The sequence below is a fragment of the Streptomyces sp. NPDC005794 genome, assembly GCF_042871445.1.
Lineage (GTDB): Bacteria > Actinomycetota > Actinomycetes > Streptomycetales > Streptomycetaceae > Streptomyces.
The window spans coordinates 151,463-169,556 of the sequence record NZ_JBIAIN010000019.1; the positions used below are offsets into that span (position 1 = coordinate 151,463).

The following is an 18,094-nucleotide window of genomic DNA, read 5'->3' on the forward strand; positions in this document are numbered from 1 at the left end:
CTGTACGAAGCGCGGGTCAGAACGCGCAGGCGGAGGTGAGGCAGTGACCGAACCGCACGAGGGCGAGATCCCCGACGGGCTCAGCGCCGCGGAGCTGGGTATGTGGCAGTCCTTCCGTAACGGCACCACCTACGATCTGCGCTCCCACGATCCGGTGCGCGACGATCCCTTCGCCCCGCACAGCTGGGGACCGGAGCGCAGTGTCGGCGCCCGGACGGTGGCGCGGCTGCTGCTCAGCGGGCCGGCGGCACGGCCGGGACGGGTGGCCGCGCTGAAGCTCCGGGGTGTCCGCATCACGGGGAAACTGGATCTGGCGGGCGGGCGGGTCTCGCCCTACGTAGAACTGACGGGCTGCCGCTTCGAGCAGGAGGTGGTACTCCCCGAGTGCCATTTCACGACGCTGCGGATGGTGGGCTGCGCGCTGCCGAGGCTGGACGCGGCCCGGCTGCACACGGAGGGCGATCTGCATCTGCCGCGCTGCCGGGTCGAACGCGGCATCCGGCTGACCGACGCCCAGATCGGCACGGACCTGCTGATCAACCAGATCCGTATCGGCCCCGACCGGCGCGGTCGCGCCTTCGTGGGTGACGGGATGTCGGTGGCGCAGGACCTGCAGGCCGAGATGATCGAGACGCTCGGCGAGCTGAGCCTGCGCGGGGCGAAGGTCGGCGGCTCGCTGAGCCTGCGCGGCAGCCGGCTGCGCGCCACGGACGGGCGGCGGGCGCTGAACGCCCCGCAGCTGAGCGTGGAGCGCACGCTGTACATGACGGAGGCCTGGGTCAGCGTCGACACGGGGAACCAGGGGACCACTCCCCCGTTCGGTGTCGCGCGCGGCGGCGGCCCTGCGCGCGGGACACGCGCGCAGGTCTTCGAGTGCCGGGGCGCGGTCCGGCTCGACGACGGACGGTTCGGGGACGCGGTGGACCTGCACAAGGCCCGGTTCGTGCTCGCCGACCGCGAGGAGCTGTCACTGCGCCGGATCGTCACCCCCGAGCTGCGGTTCAACGCGGAGCGCCCACGGGAGGGCCGGGTCGTGCTGAACGGCGCGAAGGTCGTCACCCTGATCGACGTGTCGACCAGCTGGCCGGGCCCGGGCGGCCTGGCGATGGGCGGTTTCGTGTACGAGAACCTCGTCCCGTACGGCCATTTCCCGCTGTCCCGGCGCCTGGAGTGGGTGCTGGCCGCGACCCCGGAGTACGTCCCGGAGCCGTACGAGCGCCTCGCGGCGGTGCTCCGCAGCTGCGGGGAGGACGCGGACGCCCGGGAGGTACTGCTGGCCAAGCAGCGGCGCCGGCGCGAGACGCTGCCGCCCGCGGGAAGGATCTGGGGCTACCTGCAGGACTGGACGGTGGCGTACGGCTACCGGCCCGGGCGGGCCCTGGTCTGGATGGCGGTGCTGTGGGCGGCGGGGGCGGTCGCCTTCGCGCAGTACCACCCGGAGTCGATCAAGGAGGGCGAACATCCGCAGTGGAATTCCGCGCTGTACGCGCTGGATCTGCTGGTGCCGGTGATCAATCTCGGGCAGGACGGTTACTGGCTGCTGGAGGGCGGCTGGCAGTGGACGGCCGCGGCTCTGGTGCTGGTGGGGTGGATATTGGCCACCACGGTGGCGGCGGGCGCGTCCCGGCTGCTGCGGCGAGGCTGACGGAGCGTGGCATCCCGCCCGGCGGCTTGTCGGGCGGCGCAGCGACCGAAAGGACGCTCGAAGCCCGGCAGGACGGGCGGCCGGAGGCAACGGGAAGGTCGGAATCGAGCCAGCCACGCCCGCTTCCTTTGCCTTTTCTTGACCTTGCTCAGGGCAACCCTTCCACTCGCCACAGAAGCTTCACAGAGGCCCTCTGGCGCCGCTCCCACCAGGGCTTTTCAATGGTCTGCACCATGGCTTTCCTCCGCGTACTGCTGAGTACCGCGCGCACGTTCCGGTACGGCCCCGGGCTGTCGGCCGGGCTGCCGGCGGACGACGCGGTACTGCTCGACGCCCCCGACGAGCGGCTCTCCCCCGCGTTGGTCGCCGCGGCCATGGGTGACTTCGAACCCGCGGCCAAGCTCCTCGCCACCACCCGGGACGCCGCCGACTGGGAGATTCGCGACCGCACCCTGAGCCGGCTGGTCGCCTTCGCCCGCAACCGCGACGACTGGCTCACCGGCTGGCTGGCCGCCGCACCGCGCGACCCGGACGCCCTGCTCGTCAAAGCCGCGCTGGCGGTGCGCCGCGCCTGGGAGTCGCCCGCCCACGCCGAGTTGCTGCGCGAGGTGGGCCCGCTGATCACGGCGGCGGCCGAGGCCGACCCCCGCGACCCGGTGCCCTGGCGGCTCGCGCTCGACCACGCCCGGGGCACACATGCCACGCACACGGTCTTCGAATCGCTGTGGGAGCAGGCCGTGCGCCGCTGCCCGCACCACTACGGCAGTCATGTCGCCGCGCTCCGGTACCTCTCGGCCGAGTGGTACGGCTCCCACCGCGAATGCTTCGACTTCGCCGAGCGGGCGGCCGAGGACGCCGCCGGTGACTCCCTGGTACAGGCGCTCCCCGTACGGGCGGCCTTCGCCCTGCTGCGGGACGAGAGGGCGGCCGCACGGGCGACCTCCGTACAGGCGGACCGGATCGATGCGGCCGCCGACCTCGCGATCAGCTTCTCGGCCGGATTCCCCGCCGGGGACCCGTGGCCGGCCGAGGTCCGCAACCTCCTCGCCTACGTCCTGTTCGCACGGGGGCGCGCGGCCGAGGCGCTGGAGCAGTTCCGGCTGATCGGGCCGTACGCGACCTCGTTCCCGTGGGCGTCCGTGACCGAGGAGGCCCTCGGGGGATTCCTCGACGCCCGGGCGGATGTGCGGCTCCTGGTGGCCTCTTCCACGCCCCTGTGCGGGAGGCCGGAACACGGCGGGCGCCACGGCCATTAGGCTTGGCCGCTGTGACCACCGCTCGCCTGCCCCTCTTCCCGCTGAACGCGGTGCTGTTCCCCGGCCTCGTGCTGCCGCTCAACGTCTTCGAGGAGCGTTATCGCGCCATGATGCGCGAGTTGCTCGCGACCGACGAGGACGGACCGCGCCGCTTCGTGGTGGTCGCGATCCGCGACGGCCGCGAGACCGCTCCGACGGCCACCGGGATGCCCGACACGGTCGCCGCCGCACCCCCCGCGGAGCGGGCACCGGGCGACGGCTTCGGCCCCGATCCCATCCAGACCTTCCACCGGGTCGGCTGCGTCGCGGACGCGGCCAAGATCCGTGAGCGCGCCGACGGCAGCTACGAGGTCCTGGCGACCGGCACCACCCGGGTGCGGCTGCTCTCCGTCGACGCGAGCGGCCCGTTCCTGACGGCCGAGGTCGAGGAACTGCCCGAGGATCCGGGGGCCGCCGAGGGTGAGGACTCACTCACGGACGAGGCGGGGGCCCTGGCGGAGGGCGTCCTGCGCGCCTTCCGCAGCTACCAGAAGCGGCTGGCCGGGGCGAGCGAGCGCTCCCTGACGACCGGTGCGGACCTGCCGGACGACCCGTCCGTCGTCTCGTATCTGGTGGCGGCCGCCGCCGTGCTCGACGTCCCGACGAAGCAGCGGCTGCTCCAGGCCCCGGACACCGCGACACGGTTGCGCGAGGAGCTGGCCCTCCTGCGCAAGGAGACGGCCGTCATCCGGCACCTGCCGTCGCTGCCGGCGGCCGACCTGACCCGCGACCCGACGTACCCCAACTGACCCGAGGACCTGCCAGGTGGCGAAGAAGTCCAGGAAGCAGCAGCCGGGCGGCACCCCGGCCACGGTCGCCCTGACCGGGGCGGGCGTCACGTTCGCGGTCCACTCGTACGACCACGACCCCTCGTCCCCGTCCTACGGCGAGGAGGCGGCCGCGGCCCTCGGTGTCTCCGCCGACCGGGTCTTCAAGACGCTGGTCGCCGACGTCGACGGCGAACTGGTCGTCGCCGTGGTCCCCGTCGCCGGATCGCTGGACCTGAAGGCGCTGGCATCGGCGGTGAACGGCAAGCGGGCGGCCATGGCGGACCCGGCGGCGGCGGAACGCACCACGGGCTACGTCAGGGGCGGCATCTCCCCCCTGGGCCAGCGCAAGCGCCTGCGTACGGTGCTGGACGTCTCGGCCGGATCGCACGCCACGATCTGCGTCTCGGCGGGCCGCCGCGGCCTGGAGGTGGAACTCTCCCCCACGGACCTGGCCACCCTGACGCAGGCTGCCCTGGCCCCGATCGGGCGGGCGTAGCGGGAGGCGTTCGCGTGGGACGCCCCCGCGCGGGGGCACTCGGAATGCGGACCCCTGGTGCGGCCGTTGTCGCACATGTGAACGAATCCTCTTCCGCGTCCGCCCACGCGCGGCTCATGGCGGAACGCCGTGACACGGATGCCCGGATCGCGGCGCTGCACCGTGATTTCGACGGAATCGTCGAGGCGAACGCGCTGGTGGCAGTCGACGACGAGCACGACCCGGAGGGATCCAGCACCGCCTTCGAGCGGGCCCATGTCGCCTCGTTGCTCGCGCAGGCGAGCGACCACCTGGAGAAGGTGGACCGGGCACTGGAGCGTCTGGAGCGAGGCGACTACGGGCGCTGCGAGCAGTGCCGTGAACCGATACCTCCGGGCCGTCTGGAGGCGCGTCCGGCGGCGACGACCTGTGTGGGCTGCGCCGGAGACGCACCACGCTGACCGGGCCGTCCCGGCTTCTCTCCGGCACTCGTCGCCCGGTGGGTGACGGCAGCCACGGCGGCGTCCCGGCTGTCGGGAACTCCCCGCCCGCGGATTCGTCACCGGTCCCGTTCGGTGGGTACGGGCGGGGCGCCCGAGCGGGACAGCAGCCGTTCGACGTCCGCGAGCGGACGCAGGACGCAGCGTTCGAGCAGCAGGGACGGGCTGATGAGGGTCGAGCCGACCTCGTGCCCGGCCTTGACGCAGGTGTAGGGCGAGCTGTGCACCGTCACGTCGTCGCCGACAGCCGTGATCCGGCCGGCCAGCGCGGCCTTGCGGGCGCAGATCGCCACCGGTCCGACGATCTCCCGGGTCGCGCGGCCCGCCCGTACCCGGCGGGCCCACAGCAGTTCCAGGATCAGGTGCCCGCGCACGGAGAAGCCGCCGATCGCCGTGCCGAGCAGCCAGCCGTCGCCCAGCCGGCCGCGCAGCCCCTCCGCCGTGTCCCGGCCGGCCGCGACCTCCAGCACGCTGCAGCGCGGGACGACCGCGCCCCGGCAGCCCCGTCCGTGCCCGGTACTGCGGCCGTCGCTGAGCGCCCGGGTGCTCCGGTCGGTGAGCAGCCCCGTCCAGTAACCCTCGCGCAGCAGCGTGACGGTCCGCGCGGCGGTGCCCTCGTCGTCGCGCGCGTAGCTGCCCGCGTACGGACGGGCCAGGGGCCGGTCCCGTACGGTCAGCGCGGCCGGTGTCCAGCGGTCGCCGAGGACGCGGCCGAGGGTGCCGCCGTCGGCGAGGTAGTTGTCGGCCTCGCTGGTGTGCCCGAAGCATTCGTGCGCCAGTACCCCGGCGGCCGTGGGCGACAGCAGCGCCGGTCCTGCCACCGGCTCCGCCAGCGGTGAGCGCAGCCGCAGCAGGGCCTGGTCGTCGAGGAGTTGCCGTACGCCCTGCCGTATCTGTCCGGCCACGAAAGGGGGGTTGTAGGCGGCGGCGCCCCACTGGGGCGTCGCGCCGTGGCGCGGGGCGCCGAGGCTGATGCGCACCCGCCACAGCCCGTCCCGCTCGTCCGGGACGATCCGTGCCCTCGGCCCCAGCTCCGCGCGCGCCGCGTCCAACGCCGCGGCCAGGACGTCGGTCACGGCGAGGGCACGTCCGTGGCCGCCCGCAGGGCTCGGCTCAACGCTTCCCCGAGGCGTTCGGTGTCGGGCGCGCCGAGCGGCATCGGCTGCCACCAGGCCGGTTCCCGCGACAGTGCGCTCAAGAGGGGCTTGAGGTGCTGGGAGAGCGCGCTCCGGGCGTTGTAGGAGAAGGAGACACTGACGGAGCCTTCACCGTCGTTCCCCTCCACGCCCTCGTGCGGTGCGAACAGCGGCAGGTAGAGCACGTCGCCGGGGCGCAGTTCCGCGCGGAAGGGCTCCTCGGGCAGCCGGCCGGAGGGGACGAAGCCCTTGGTCTCCAGCATGCGGCTGCGCTGCCGCTCCGGCGCGGTGTCCTCGGGCAGACCCACCAGCCAGGTCTTCGAACCCCGCTGCTGCACGACGAAATTGTCGCTGTGGTCGAAGTGGCAGCCGATTCCCGCCCCGCGGCCCCGGGTCACCGAGAGGTCCGCCGTGCACTCGTCCCAGCCGAACAGGTCGGTCAGCTTCGCGCAGGCGTCGGCCAGTTCGGGCAGGGTGTGCTGCGCCTGGTTGACGAAGAGCACCGCGCCGTCGGGCCGCCGCCGCACCTGTGCTCCGGACCCCGGCTCCTGCGGCGTCCCTTCGAGGCGGCGCTCCAGGGCCTCGATGTCGGGCCAGTCGAGGGCGGGGGCGAGGAAGCGCGGGCCGCAGCCGCGCCAGAGGACCGGGCGGCGGCGCCAGTGCTCGCGGTAGAAGTGGGGCAGGTCGAACCGGTCCGTCTCCAGCAGTGGTCGTGCGTTCATCGCAGCCCCCAGGCCCTCAGTCGCTGGAGCAGTTTCGCCCGTACGTCCGGTGCCGTACCCGCGTCGTGTCCGGCCAGGACGGAGGTCAGCGCGTCGAAGAGGGGACGCCCGGCCTGGCCGATGACGCAGCGCCCCGCACCCGCGAGGAACATCGTGGGGCGCAGTTCCCAGGCGGCGGGTGCCTCGGCGTAGTCGCGGAAGGCGCAGAAGGTGCCGCCGTGGAAGGCCGAGTCGCGCAGCGTGACGTCGAAGGTGGACTCCGCGCCCGTGGCGATCGCGCGGGCGACGGCGCAGGCGGCCTCGTGGTGCGCGAGCGGCTCCAGAGCGCACTCGGGGTCGAAGGGCGGTCCGTCCGCCAGGAACCGGTGGAAGCACTCGGGCAGCGAGAGACCACGCCCCCGGGAGGAGTGGGGGACGTCGCGGAAGTGCTGGAACTGCGGTGAGGCGAGGAAGAGTTCGGCCACCGCGTTGATCCCGTGGCCGTGCCGCTCCTGGATCGTCTCCAGGGTGCGCGGGAAGGCCCCCTTGAGCCCCTGCCCCGTGCCCGTGCCGCCGCTGACCACCGCCGAGCGGATGTTGCGCCCGACCAACCGCAGCTCCGTCGGGTCCACCCGGCCGAAGACCTCGATCAGGTCGGGGTCGAGCGGGGGCCGCATGCCGCCGGGGCCGTCCGCGACGAACGCGGAGCGGAACCGCTCGTCGTACAGCAGCCGGTCGAGGACCCGCAGGATGCGGCCGTGCCGCCCGGCCTCGGCCGCGTCCATGTCGTACCTGTCGTCCGTGTCGCCCACCGCGGTGGCCTCATGCGGCATGCGCGGTCTCCTTCCAGTCGCGTACGAGGGAGAAGAGGCGCTCCGCGTTCGGTCGCGACTTGGGCACGAGCACCCCGTCGGCGGTGAACTTGGGGTCCTCGTAGGTGATGCCGGTCAGCCGCGGCATCCTCGGCAGCAGGTGTTCCAGCAGGGCGAGCTGCTCGTCGAGGAGCACGCCGTGGTGCAGGTCGCGGAAGCGTCCGTCGACGATCTGGCAGCCGGACAGGTGCACCTCGTGACAGCGGTCGAGCGGCAGCGCCTCGAGACCGTCGAACATGCGCGCTCCGGTCCGCCCCATCAGCCACTGGTAGGCGAGGATGTGGCCGATGTCGATCGTCGCGTGCGCTCCCGTCTCCCGGACGACGGTGTCGAAGAACGCGAAGGCGTCCAGTGTGCCGACCAGGAAGCTGCCGCCCTCGGTGAAGCCGGGGAACTCCACGGACAGCGGCGCCCGCAGCCGCTCGCGCCACTCCGCGACCCCGGCGACGCAGCGCCGCAGCCCCTCCGGGGTCAGTACGGGCGGCATCGGGTAGGGCAGGCTGCGACCCCCCAGCGACCAGATCCCCAGGTCCTCGATGATCCAGCGGAATCCGTAGCGTTCGACCAGCGCGTTGGTGAAGTCCGCGACGGCGGCACGCTCGTACCCGTCCGGGGAGCCGGTGTTGAGCAGGGTGTGGTGGAAGGCGCGCGGGCGGCCGTCGCCGAACAGCGCGAAGAGATCGTCGTACGCGGGGAAGTAGCGCTCGGGTGTGAGGGGGCCGTAGTCGATGGGCTGGAAGGCGACGAACATGTAGTCGTACTCCTGCGCGTTGCGCCGCAGGAACGCCGCCACCTGGTCGGTCGGGCGGCCCTCCCCCGTCTTCTCGAATCCGATGCGTTCGCCCCAGACGAGGTCCATGCCCAGGCCGAGCCCCAGTTTGTCCATCAGGCACTCTCCGCTTCCGGTGGGTCGGGTACGAGCAGCCGTTTGTCGACCATCTGCGCCAGCCAGCGGCGCGCTCCGGGCTCGTCGGAGGTGAGGCCGCCGCCGGGGGTGAGCTCCACTCCCGCGGGTACGGCCGCCATCCGTGGCCAGGCGACGTCGGCCAGGAACCAGCGTGCCTGGACGGAGTCGAGCGTCACTCCGAAACGCGGCCGGGCCCGCAGCGCCGGCCCGGTGATCGCCGTCACCGCCGCGGGCCGGTCCCGCGCGCGCGACGGCAGGTCGGGGCGGACGGCCCGTTCGGCGTCCGGCACCGCTTCGACGGTCATGCGCAGGAGCCGCTGCCTGGCCTCCTCCGTCGCGGTGTCGTCGAGGAGCGCGCCGCCGACCCGGCCGCCGGCGAAGGCCAGGCCCTCGTTGGTGATCAGGTAGGCGTCGTCGTCCTGGCGCCGCCGGCCGGCCCACAGGTAGCTGCCCGGTTCGGCCACGACCAGTTGCATGGTGTCCAGGCCCAGGTCCGCCGGGTGACGCCGCACCACCTCGACCGTCTCACGGGAGCCCTGGAGGGCGTCGTCGTGGTCGAAGCCGTCCATGAACGACAGGTTGGTGACGATCCCGGCCCGGGTGAGGTTGAGTACGGCGCGTTCCGCGTGCGCCGCGTCCTGGCCCTTGTGCAGGGAGTCGAGGATGCCTTGGTGGGCGGTCTCGAAACCGGTCGACAGCTGCACACAGCCGGCCGCGCGCAGCCGTTCGCAGAAGGCGGGGTCGGCCAGTTCGCGCTCCAGACGCGCCCGGACCCGGAAGGTGAGCGACGCGCCGCGCCGGCGGACCGCCTCCGTCACGCGGAGCAGATGGCGCAGGCCGGTGTTCTCGTCGGTGACCGCCACGTCGGTCATGCCCAGCAGGCCGGACAGCGCCACCAGGTGTCCGGCGGCCACCTCCGGGTCGATCTGCTGGAAGGCACGCGCGTCGCGGTAGCGGTTGCCGTACGAGCAGAAGGTGCACTTCCCCCAGTAGCACCCGACCGTGAGCCGGTAGGGGAACTGGTGGGCCATGTTGGTGTAGACGGAGAAGTCGAACGGTCCGAAGTCCGGCATCGGCTGCTCGCTCAGCACGAAGCCGTCCGCGAGCCCCGTCCGCTCCCGCACGGCGCCGCCCGCGCCGGCGGTGTCCTCTCGCGTGCCGCCTCTCCCGCCGGTCTCCGGAACGCGGGTGTCACCGCCCAGGACGCGGGTGAGGAAGTCCTCGCCGTGGCCCAGGCACCAGTGGTCGACGGCGCGGGAGGCGGTGACGTGCCGGCGCAGCGGTGCCGCCCACATCTGCACGGTGGGTCCTCCGAGCGCGATCCGCAGCGCGGGGCGTCGTTCCTTGAGCAGCACGCACAGGGTGAGGACGGGGACGAGCTGGCTGAAGAAGGGCACGGAGAAGGCCAGCATGCGTGGCGGGTCGTCGGACAGCAGTTCCTCGAGACGGTCGGCGCACCAGCGCGCCGACCAGCTGTCGCGGCCGGCCTCGACGTATGTGTCCAGTTCGGACAGCAGCAGTGGTCCGTCGACGATCCAGCCGTCCTGGGACGCCTGCTGGGTGACGTAGCGGACCGTCGCCTGGATGGCCGTTTCCTGGGCGAAGCCGGTGGTGCGGTCGCGGGCGGTCTCCAGCAGCCGGGTGCCGTGCCGGGCCCGGTAGCGCTCACTGACGGTCCGGTAGATCTCTCCCGCGCTCGGCGCCGCCCCTCCAGGGGCCGGGTCGTCCGCGGCGGACGGCTCGTGACGGCGGACCAGGACGCGGGCGCGGTACTCCAGGTTCAGATCGAGGGTGCGGACCCGGTGGCCCTGCGCGGTCCAGGCGGCGGCGAGCTGCGGCAGCGCCAGGTACGGGAACTGAACGGCCTCGCTCACAGGTGGCATCACCAGCAGTACGTCGCTCATCGCTCATCCTCGTCCCGTGCTCCGCCCGGTGGTCCGTGCCCGCGTCAGCCGTTCGATGAGGTCCAGACGGTCGCGTGCCGTCCCCGCGCTCTCCGGGTCGCCCCGCGCGTCGGCGAGCACCCGCACGGTGCGCCAGACCCCGGCGCGCAGCGGGAGCTCCTCGGCCACGGCACGGAATTCCGCCAGCGCGGCGCCGGACCCCTCCAGGCGCAGGGTGGCGCGGGCCGACAGGACGCGCGCGTGCATCGCGAGGGTGTCGCGCGGGTCGAGCGCGACGGCCTCGCGCAGCCGGTCCCTGGCGGCGTGGTGATCGCCCCGCGCGTAGTGCGCCGCGCCGATCTTGTACGCCAGCCAGCTCGACCGGTACCCCTGGGCGGCCGCCCGCTCGTAGCATTCCTGGGCCTGCGCGGGGCTCGCGGAGGCGTTCGCCAGGCCGTGCAGGGCCACCGCCACTCCTGTTGCGGGATCCGCTCCACTGTGCTCCCCGCCTTCCGCCTCGGCCTCCTGGGCCGGGAGGCCTGCCCCCCGGTGGACGCGCAGCATCAGGTCCTCCGGCCACGGGGTGGCGGGCAGGAAGGAGGACTCCCGGGCCCGCAGCCCCAGCCGCCCCGCGACGTCCGGGCCGACCCCGCGGTACTCGCCGGGCAGGAACCCCGAGCGGGTGGACCAGGTCATCGCGGACAGTTCGCCCCCGCAGGCCGCCACCAGGTCGGCCAGGTCGTCCACGGAGTGGTCGGGCCTGCCGTGCTCGTCCACCAGCCAGTCCAGGTCGATGTCGGTGACGACGTCGCCGGTCACATGCCGGTCCAGGTGGCGGGTGAGGAGATCGGGCGGTACGACCGAGAGCCGTACGCCGCACAACGTCACCGCGAGGCAGCACCCGCCGGACAGCGGATCCGCCGGGGCGCCGCCGGTGGCGATGAGCGACACGCAGTCCACCGCCCTGCTCTCCCAGCCTGCGTACGAGGCCCAGCTCGGCACCCACACCAGGTCGGTGAGGCCCGCAGCGAGGACGGCGGCGGACCAGAAGTCGTCGAGCCCGAAGGCGCCGGGCACGCCGCGCACCGGCAGCCGGCGCAGCAGGTCCGCGGGGGACGTCCCGGCACGTGCCGCGGCGCGCAGGGCCTCCTCCCCGCCGGGGGCGAGGGGCTTGAGGTCCAGATGACGGTCGAAGCAGACGACGGTGCGGTCGCGGTAGGGGCTCTGCGGCCACAGCGCCGCGACCTCTCCGTGCTCCTCGAACAGGTCAACGCGTCCCTGCATCCGGCGCCCTCTCCGGAAGCGGCGCGGCGTGCGCCGGCGCGAGCGGTGGCGCGGCGGGGGGCAGGGGTGCCGAGGAGAAGCGGCGCGCGTCCGGGCTGAGCATCGCGGCAGCGGTGGTCACCAGGACGAGGACCCCCGCCCCCAGCATGATCGTGCGGGCGTCGGCGAAGCGGAGCAGCACCGCGCCGAAGAGCTGGCCGAGGGGCAGCGAGGCGAAGGAGAAGAAGAAGTCGGCGGAGAACGCCCTGCCGTGCAGCCGCTCGGGCACCTCCCGGCGCAGCCCGGCCATCTTGACGACGTCGAACGCCTGCTGGCCGATGCCGCCCGCGACGAACGCGGCCGTGAGCAGCAGCACCGATCCGGTCGCCACGGGTGCCAGCACGGTCACGCCGAAGAGGCCGAGCAGCGCCAGCGAGTACAGTCCCCTGCTCCGGCCGGTGACGCGCCCGCCGACCAGCGCGCCGACGACGGTGCCCACCGCGAAGGCGCCGAGCACGAAGCCGTAGACGGTGGCGCTGTGTCCCGCTCCGAGCAGGAACACCGGCAGGGCGACCATCCACGGCCCGACGGCGAGCAGGACGTGGACGACGGCGAGGATCTGCACATGCCGCAGCCACCGCACCCGCCACAGCACGGCGAGCCCGCCGAGGGCGGAGCGCAGCAGTGGCTCCTCGGGCCAGTCGGACGCGTCGGCGTCCGGTTCGGCGGATCCGGCCTTCGCGGGACTGTCCGGTACGGGGCTGTCCGGTACCGGGCGTGCCGCGTACCGGGCGCCCGCCCAGCGGGTCGCGACCGCGGACAGGCCGAAGGCCACGGCGGCGGCGACGGCCCCCGCCGAAGAGCTGAGGACGGCGACGAGCGCGGCGGCGAGGGTGGGGCCGACGATGCCGGAGGTGTTGCGCATGCCCTCGAGGAGACCGTACGCGGCGGTGACCGCGGCTTCCTCGCGGTCGGGGCCGCCGGAGCCGTCGGGGCTCGCGTTGCCGCCGGGGCTGCCGGAGCCGTGAGACGCGTCGCTGCCGCCGTCCGGCTTCGTGGCCGCGTGCGTGTCCTTGCGCAGCACCCGTGGGGTGATCAGCAGCAGGGCCGGTTCACTCACCGCTTCGCACAGACCGATGAGGACGGCGACGACGAGAATGACGGCGTCCAGCCGGCCGTCCCAGAAAAGGGCCAGCACGATGAGTGCGAGGAAGCGGGTGGCATCCGCGGTGACCGCCGAGGCGACGGGATTGACGCGGTCGAGAAGCGCGCCGCTGAAGAGGACGACACCACCGAGCGCGATGAAGCGGGCGGCGAATACCGCTCCGATGGTCTCCGCCGTCGTTCCCGACCGTGCCGCAGCCACCACGACGATGATCGGGAAGAATGCGTCACCGAGCAGAGAAACAGCCTGCGCAAGGCAGAGCCCGGCAAAACGCCGATTTCTGAGCAGCTGAAGATATACTCTCACCGGGGAGCGCGAGACCTTTCTCGTGAAGCCTGCCACCGGAGGTTTCACCGGCCGGCGGCAGGCCTGCATCGGTCCTTCGGGTCAGTTCTTGAAGCGGAACGCGTGGAATGCGACGCTCTCGTCCAGGTCCTCGGCCTCCAGGACTTCCAGGCTGTCGAGGTCTTCGATGTCGTCGAGGATGGTCTGCTCGTTGCGTGACTCGCCCATAATTCCTCCTGAAAAGGAAGGGACGCGGCAGGCTGATTCCCGCAGCGCTGTGAAGAATGCTATCCGGGGACTTCCTGCTTCGAAAATACCATTCACCCTTTATGGCTGAAATGACGCATCGAACAGCTCGCCCCCGATGTTTCGAATACCGGTGACGAGCTGGCAGAATGCAATAGCGGAAGGGTGAATTAAGAATTCGCAAGGGTGTGCGGTGGCCGGTTCCCCATCCCTCGAAAGAGTGTTGTCCGGCTCGGTGCCTCTCGTCGCAGGCGCCGACAGGCGCCGTCTCCGGAGCCCGCTACGACCGCGCTGTTCCCGGCCCGTCCCCCGGCCGGCCGCCCGCGGCTCCCGGCTCCTCGGCGGGCCCGGGCTCCGGCCCGAACGCGGACCCAGTCCCCGGCTCCGACTGAGGCGCCTCGTAAAAGGTGGTCGCCCCGTGAAAGGTTCCCCACTCCGGCTCAGGGTCCCGCGGGCCGAACAGCGCGGTCAGCCCCAGGTGGACGATCATCGCCGCGATGGGCCAGGCGAGCATCGCCGCCCCCACCGCGTGCAGCTCCAGCGGCGCGTCGAAGGTGACCCCCTCGCCGACCTCCTTGGCATGGGCCACCACATCGGACGTCGGCCCGAACCAGGTGCCGATCCCCCACGCCAGCAGGGAGCCGAGCAGCCCGCCCAGGGCGAGCCCCACCACCAGCGGGATGCCCCCGCGCCGGCGGAAGAGGAAGACGGCGACAGCCGAGACCAGGCCGAAGGCGAGTCCCAGCAGCACGAACGTGCCGTCGGCCCCGATGGCCTCCTCGCCCTCGCTGTTCTTGAGGAACACGGCGGTGTCGTCGGAGACGAGCGGTACCCGAGGCGCCAGCCACAGCCAGAGCAGCCCGAGGACGACACCCGCCACCGCCAGCACCGCGGCGATCACAGCGCCCTGCATGAGCTCCGCCCGCCGCTCTTCCACGCCCGGCTCCTCGCCGGGCAGGACATGCGACCCGGAGGGCGGGGCCTGCCACGGGTCGTTCGGCTGGGGCTGGTGCGGCGGCGTCAACGGTGCGGTCACGGTGCCATCGTGCCAGGCCGACGCGTGCGTCGCCTCACCGGACCGCCGCCCGCCGGTACGCCCACGTGGCCACGGCCAGCGAGAGCACACCGACCGCCGCGCACACCGCGAGGTCGAGCATGACGACCGCCCAGTCGGGGTGGCTGTCGAAGGACCGGGACAGCGCCTCGACGCCGTAGGTGGAGGGAAGCAGGTCGCGCGCCCACCCGACAGGGCCGGGCAGCCGCTCGGCCGGCAGCACGCCCAGCAGCAGCGCGGCCGACATACCCAGCTGCCCGAGCAGCGTCGCCAGCTCCTGCCGCGGCGCCAGCAGCCCGAGCGCGGCGCCCAGGCCGGAGAGCGCGGCACCGGAGAGCGGGATGACCGCGACGAGTACCCACAGATGCGTCATCGGCAGCTCGAACAGCGCGCTGCCCGCCACCGCGGTGACGATCGTGCCGGGCACGGTGAACGAGGCGTACGCCCCCGCCGCCCCCAGCACCACCGCGGCAGGCGGCACCGGCAGCGTGGCGTAGTGGTCGAGCCCGCCGCCGGCCCGGAGCTGGCCGAAGTACTGGGCGAGCAGGTTGAGGGCGACGAAGGCCACGACCAGCACGCTGGACCCGGCGACGACGGCCCGGGCCTCCGCGCCGCCGTCGACGACCCCGCGCATCAGCACCATGATCCCGACGGACTGGAAGGTCGCGACGAACAGCAGCGGAATCCGCGCGACCCTCGCCCGCGACAGCTGCGCCCGGTAGACGGCGGCCAGCGAGGGAAGCAGTCTGGCCCGCGGCGCGAGCGCCGCGGGGGCCGTACGGGCGGGCCGGCCGGTCAGGACGGCGGAGGTCCGGACCTTCGGCCCGGACATCTTCGCGGGCTCCGTGGGAACGATGCTCGTCACCTGGCAGTGCTCCCGTTCGACTCCGACACGCGTCCCGACACGTTCACCGTCCTGCTCACGCCTTCACCAGGCCCTCGGTGGCCCTGGCGGCGTCCCCGCCGAGCGCCAGATAGACGTCCTCCAGGCTGGGCGTGGCCAGCGTGAAGTCGTCGAGCGCGGAGAAGGCCGCCCCACCGGTCACGGCGGCCACCGCGGCCCGCGCCTCGTCCGGTCCGAGCCGCAGGACCCACTTGCGCCCCGACTCCTGCGCCGACTCGCGGAGCGCGGCCACCTCGGGGACCTCCAGCGGTGCGCGCTCGCGCCACACCAGCTCGACCCGGACCTCCCCGGCCACCTGTTCCTTGAGCCCTGACGGGGTGTCGCAGGCGATGACCTTGCCGCGTTCCATGACGGCCACCCGGTCCAGGACCGTCTCGGCCTCGATGACGTTGTGGGTCACGAGCAGCACCGTCGCCCCGTGCTCGGCCCGCCGCCGGTCGACGGCGGACCAGACGGACCGCCGGGCGACGGGGTCCATCCCGGTGGTCGGCTCGTCCAGCACCAGGACGGGGCGCTCACCGACCAGCGTCGCGGCGAAGCAGGCGAGCCGCCGCTGTCCGCCGGACAGCTTCTTCAGCGGGCGTCCGGCGAGCGCGGTCAGCCCGAGCTCCTCCAGTACGTCGTCGCGCGCGGCACGTGCTTCCCGCGCCGGCAGGCCCCTGAGCCGCCCGGTGGTCTCCGCGGCGAGTGACACGGTCAGTTCGTCGAGGGCGGTGGACTCCTGGCCGAGGTAGCCGATGAGCCGCGAGGCCCGCTCGGGGTGGCGCACCAGGTCGTGTCCCAGCACCTCGACGCTCCCGGAGTCGGGGCGCATCAGCCCGGTGAGCTGGCGTACGAGCGTGGACTTGCCGGCGCCGTTGGGCCCGAGGAGTCCGAAGATCTCACCGCGCCGGACATCGAGGCAGACCCCGTCGGTGGCGCGCACCTCGGGAGTCGCGGCGCGGCCGCGCCGGCCGCGGACGGCGGGATAGGTCTTGACCAGGTCACGCACCGCGCACACGGACTGCGCTCGTGCTGTGCCCGTAGCCTGCGTGCCCGTAGCCTGTGCTGTGCCCGTACTCACGAGGTACGAGAGTACGGGGTCGGATGCCCCGTATTGCGTCCGGGGCCGGGCAGCGCCGCCCCGCTCACTCCGCCGCGGGAGCGTGTTCGTCGGCGGCCCGCACATCGATCTCGCGCCAGAACCCCGCCCGGATGGCATAGCGGTCGTGCTCGTCGATCTGGTCGTCCTTGTGCGCGAGCAGCCCGAAGCGGGCCGCGTACCGCAGCAGTTCGCCGTCGATGCGGTGCGGGATGCGGGGGTACATGGTGGACAGCTTCTGCAGGTGGACGGTCTCCGGCAGGCGTTCCATCCAGCGCCGGGCGAAGACCTGGCCGACCTCGAAGGGGTCACCGCCGACGGTGGTGATGTCCTCCTCCCGGTCCGCCCAGCGCTGTTCCGCGCTGGTGAGCTGGGCCAGGGTCGGCAGGGAGGCGGTCTCGGCGGGTTCGCCGAGCGGTCCGCCGCGCTCGACCCAGCCCCTGTCGGACGACCAGCGCAGGGTCGCGTTGGTGGCCGGCGCCTGGACGGTGTGCTGCGTGGCCTGCGGCCCGGGCGCACGCAGGCTGGCCAGATCCTTGGGGGTCGGGACGCTCTTGTGGCCGGGCGCGGGCCGGGGGGCCTGGGCGGCTTCTCCGGCCGGCGCACCGGTGCCGTTGCGGGCCGCGGCGGCCTGGGCTTCCGATGCCCGCTCGGCGGAGGCGGCCAGGGCCGCCTCGGGCAGCGGCGCGGACAGGATCGCGGCGATCTCGGGGCGTGGGACGGTCGGGGGCGCGCACACTCCGCCCGTCTCCTTGGCCCGTACGGCCTTGGTGATCCAGGCCCGGTCGAGCACCCGTCGCTCGTCGGCCTCGGCGACCAGGTCCTCGGACTGGTTGTAGTCGCCGTCGGCGGCCTGGACGGCCCAGAGGTGGACGGCGACGCCGTGCTCCTTGGCGGACATCAGTCCGGGCAGCAGATCACCGTCACCGGTCACGAGCACCACGTCGGAGCAGGCCCGGTTCCTGGCGAGCTCGGTCAGTTCGGCGTGCATGGCCGCGTCGACGCCCTTCTGCGCCCACCGCCCGTCACTACGGGTGAGCGCGCCCAGCCGAACGGTCACCCGCGGCATGACCCGCAGCCTGCGGTGCTCGGGCTGCGGTACGCGGTCGGGGGCGCCGTCGAACCAGTAGATGCGCAGCAGCGGCTGTTCCGTGTCGGCCACGGCGCGCTCGCGCAGGCCCTGGATCAACGCCGCGTGGTCGACGGTGATGCGGGAACGGGCGGGCTCTCCGGCCAGCAGGCTCGCGGCTGCGCCCAGCAAGTAGCCGGCGTCCACCAGGACGACGCAACGGTCCACGCGTTCCACCCTCTTCCGATTCGGGAGCGGTCAGCGGGACCGGACTGGGGGGTGGGTCCGCCGACCCGGTTTGCTCACTCAGGGTTTCCTTCGAGTCTGCCCGACGGTGCGGAGGTTAAGGTCCGGAACTCGATCATCGGCGTGGCGGATCCGAGAACGGCGCATGATACCCCGCCTACTACGCTCGGTAATGATCCAACATGCGGCTTTTGTGGCGACATGTGAGTCTGGCAGCGGTTCTGGACCTCAGATCTCCCACAGGAGGCATCACGATGGCGAAGCACAAGAACCGCAAGCAGAGCAGCCAGCACGACCGCGCGTCCGCCGCGGAGCGTGGCGCGGAGGAGGCCAAGTCGACGGCGTACGAGTCGCAGACCCAGCCTCAGTCGCAGGGTCAGGGCAGCCCGTCCGATGTCGCCCGTAAGCACCAGAAGCGCTTCGGCCACAACTGACGGCTGACAAGGCCCACAGGCCGAGAGGGGCGGCCCCCCCCCCCGGGGGGGGCCCCCCCCCCCGGGGGGGGGGGGGCGCCCCCCCCCCCCCCCGCCCGCCGGCCCCCCCCCCCCCGCCCCGGGCGGCGGGGGGGGGGGGGGCCGGGGGTACCCGGGGCCGGCG

The 18,094-nt window shown here is 73.2% G+C and carries 18 protein-coding genes; 6 read left to right on the forward strand and 12 right to left on the reverse strand.

Annotation, left to right across the window (positions count from 1 at the left end):
* Positions 1-43: 43 nt before the first annotated feature.
* The 5 genes from ACFYQ5_RS27730 to ACFYQ5_RS27750 all read left to right on the forward strand — a co-directional run bounded on the left by ACFYQ5_RS27730 (position 44) and on the right by ACFYQ5_RS27750 (position 4,646).
* Entirely contained in the window at positions 44-1,645 is a 1,602-nt protein-coding gene (locus ACFYQ5_RS27730; protein WP_389201431.1) for an oxidoreductase, read from the forward strand.
* Between the two features lie 221 nt (positions 1,646-1,866).
* Positions 1,867-2,901, forward strand: coding sequence for a hypothetical protein (locus ACFYQ5_RS27735; protein ID WP_389201432.1), 1,035 nt, complete (start codon positions 1,867-1,869; stop codon positions 2,899-2,901).
* A gap of 11 nt (positions 2,902-2,912) precedes the next feature.
* Positions 2,913-3,689 carry an LON peptidase substrate-binding domain-containing protein gene (locus ACFYQ5_RS27740; RefSeq protein WP_389201434.1) on the forward strand — a complete coding sequence of 259 codons (777 nt, stop codon included), beginning with the start codon at positions 2,913-2,915 and terminating at the stop codon, positions 3,687-3,689.
* 16 nt (positions 3,690-3,705) lie between these two features.
* Positions 3,706-4,206, forward strand: coding sequence for a Cys-tRNA(Pro) deacylase (gene ybaK / locus ACFYQ5_RS27745; RefSeq protein ID WP_389201436.1), 501 nt, complete (start codon positions 3,706-3,708; stop codon positions 4,204-4,206).
* Between the two features lie 116 nt (positions 4,207-4,322).
* Entirely contained in the window at positions 4,323-4,646 is a 324-nt protein-coding gene (locus tag ACFYQ5_RS27750; protein ID WP_389201437.1) for a TraR/DksA family transcriptional regulator, read from the forward strand.
* Between the two features lie 98 nt (positions 4,647-4,744).
* Here the strand turns inward: ACFYQ5_RS27750 and ACFYQ5_RS27755 are convergent, their stop codons facing one another.
* The 12 genes from ACFYQ5_RS27755 to ACFYQ5_RS27810 all read right to left on the reverse strand — a co-directional run bounded on the left by ACFYQ5_RS27755 (position 4,745) and on the right by ACFYQ5_RS27810 (position 17,488).
* Positions 4,745-5,761, reverse strand: a complete 1,017-nt coding sequence (locus ACFYQ5_RS27755; RefSeq protein WP_389201439.1) for a metallopeptidase TldD-related protein — start codon at positions 5,759-5,761, stop codon at positions 4,745-4,747.
* Positions 5,758-6,543, reverse strand: coding sequence for a JmjC domain-containing protein (locus ACFYQ5_RS27760; RefSeq protein WP_389201441.1), 786 nt, complete (start codon positions 6,541-6,543; stop codon positions 5,758-5,760). Before ACFYQ5_RS27760 ends, ACFYQ5_RS27755 begins: the two co-directional genes overlap by 4 nt.
* A complete protein-coding gene (locus ACFYQ5_RS27765; RefSeq protein WP_389201443.1) occupies positions 6,540-7,355 on the reverse strand; it encodes a hypothetical protein in 816 nt (271 codons plus the stop codon). The genes ACFYQ5_RS27760 and ACFYQ5_RS27765 overlap by 4 nt, the downstream gene beginning before the upstream one ends.
* On the reverse strand, positions 7,345-8,280 hold the full coding sequence (locus tag ACFYQ5_RS27770; protein ID WP_389201445.1) for a DUF692 family multinuclear iron-containing protein: 936 nt from the start codon (positions 8,278-8,280) through the stop codon (positions 7,345-7,347). Before ACFYQ5_RS27770 ends, ACFYQ5_RS27765 begins: the two co-directional genes overlap by 11 nt.
* Complete coding sequence (locus ACFYQ5_RS27775) at positions 8,280-10,205, reverse strand: B12-binding domain-containing radical SAM protein (RefSeq protein ID WP_389201447.1); 1,926 nt, start codon at positions 10,203-10,205, stop codon at positions 8,280-8,282. Before ACFYQ5_RS27775 ends, ACFYQ5_RS27770 begins: the two co-directional genes overlap by 1 nt.
* A 3-nt stretch (positions 10,206-10,208) precedes the next feature.
* On the reverse strand, positions 10,209-11,468 hold the full coding sequence (locus tag ACFYQ5_RS27780) for a tetratricopeptide repeat protein (protein WP_389201449.1): 1,260 nt from the start codon (positions 11,466-11,468) through the stop codon (positions 10,209-10,211).
* Positions 11,452-12,813 carry an MFS transporter gene (locus ACFYQ5_RS27785; RefSeq protein ID WP_389201452.1) on the reverse strand — a complete coding sequence of 454 codons (1,362 nt, stop codon included), beginning with the start codon at positions 12,811-12,813 and terminating at the stop codon, positions 11,452-11,454. The genes ACFYQ5_RS27780 and ACFYQ5_RS27785 overlap by 17 nt, the downstream gene beginning before the upstream one ends.
* Before the next feature lie 186 nt (positions 12,814-12,999).
* On the reverse strand, positions 13,000-13,125 hold the full coding sequence (locus ACFYQ5_RS27790) for a hypothetical protein (RefSeq protein ID WP_262346869.1): 126 nt from the start codon (positions 13,123-13,125) through the stop codon (positions 13,000-13,002).
* A 298-nt stretch (positions 13,126-13,423) separates the two neighbouring features.
* A complete protein-coding gene (locus tag ACFYQ5_RS27795; RefSeq protein WP_389201454.1) occupies positions 13,424-14,179 on the reverse strand; it encodes an ABC transporter permease in 756 nt (251 codons plus the stop codon).
* A 34-nt stretch (positions 14,180-14,213) separates the two neighbouring features.
* Positions 14,214-15,062, reverse strand: a complete 849-nt coding sequence (locus ACFYQ5_RS27800) for an ABC transporter permease (protein WP_389201456.1) — start codon at positions 15,060-15,062, stop codon at positions 14,214-14,216.
* Positions 15,063-15,117: 55 nt separating this feature from the next.
* Positions 15,118-16,101 (reverse strand): ABC transporter ATP-binding protein, encoded by a 984-nt coding sequence (locus tag ACFYQ5_RS27805; RefSeq protein WP_389201470.1) that lies wholly within the window; start codon positions 16,099-16,101, stop codon positions 15,118-15,120.
* A gap of 127 nt (positions 16,102-16,228) precedes the next feature.
* The gene (locus ACFYQ5_RS27810; protein ID WP_389201458.1) at positions 16,229-17,488 is read right to left on the reverse strand and encodes an NYN domain-containing protein; all 1,260 of its coding nucleotides are present in this window, start codon (positions 17,486-17,488) and stop codon (positions 16,229-16,231) included.
* Between the two features lie 263 nt (positions 17,489-17,751).
* On the opposite strand from ACFYQ5_RS27810, the gene ACFYQ5_RS27815 reads away from it, so the two are divergent.
* Positions 17,752-17,931, forward strand: a complete 180-nt coding sequence (locus ACFYQ5_RS27815) for a hypothetical protein (protein ID WP_389201460.1) — start codon at positions 17,752-17,754, stop codon at positions 17,929-17,931.
* The last annotated feature ends 163 nt before the right edge of the window (positions 17,932-18,094 follow it).

Coding starts and splice junctions, on each gene's coding strand:
- ACFYQ5_RS27735 (WP_389201432.1), top strand. CDS start 1,867: ATGGTCTGCACCATGGCTTTCCTCCGCGTACTGCTGAGTACCGCGCGC.
- ACFYQ5_RS27750 (WP_389201437.1), top strand. CDS start 4,323: ATGGCGGAACGCCGTGACACGGATGCCCGGATCGCGGCGCTGCACCGT.
- ACFYQ5_RS27760 (WP_389201441.1), bottom strand. CDS start 6,543: ATGAACGCACGACCACTGCTGGAGACGGACCGGTTCGACCTGCCCCAC.
- ACFYQ5_RS27765 (WP_389201443.1), bottom strand. CDS start 7,355: ATGCCGCATGAGGCCACCGCGGTGGGCGACACGGACGACAGGTACGAC.
- ACFYQ5_RS27770 (WP_389201445.1), bottom strand. CDS start 8,280: ATGGACAAACTGGGGCTCGGCCTGGGCATGGACCTCGTCTGGGGCGAA.
- ACFYQ5_RS27775 (WP_389201447.1), bottom strand. CDS start 10,205: ATGAGCGACGTACTGCTGGTGATGCCACCTGTGAGCGAGGCCGTTCAG.
- ACFYQ5_RS27780 (WP_389201449.1), bottom strand. CDS start 11,468: ATGCAGGGACGCGTTGACCTGTTCGAGGAGCACGGAGAGGTCGCGGCG.
- ACFYQ5_RS27790 (WP_262346869.1), bottom strand. CDS start 13,125: ATGGGCGAGTCACGCAACGAGCAGACCATCCTCGACGACATCGAAGAC.
- ACFYQ5_RS27815 (WP_389201460.1), top strand. CDS start 17,752: ATGGCGAAGCACAAGAACCGCAAGCAGAGCAGCCAGCACGACCGCGCG.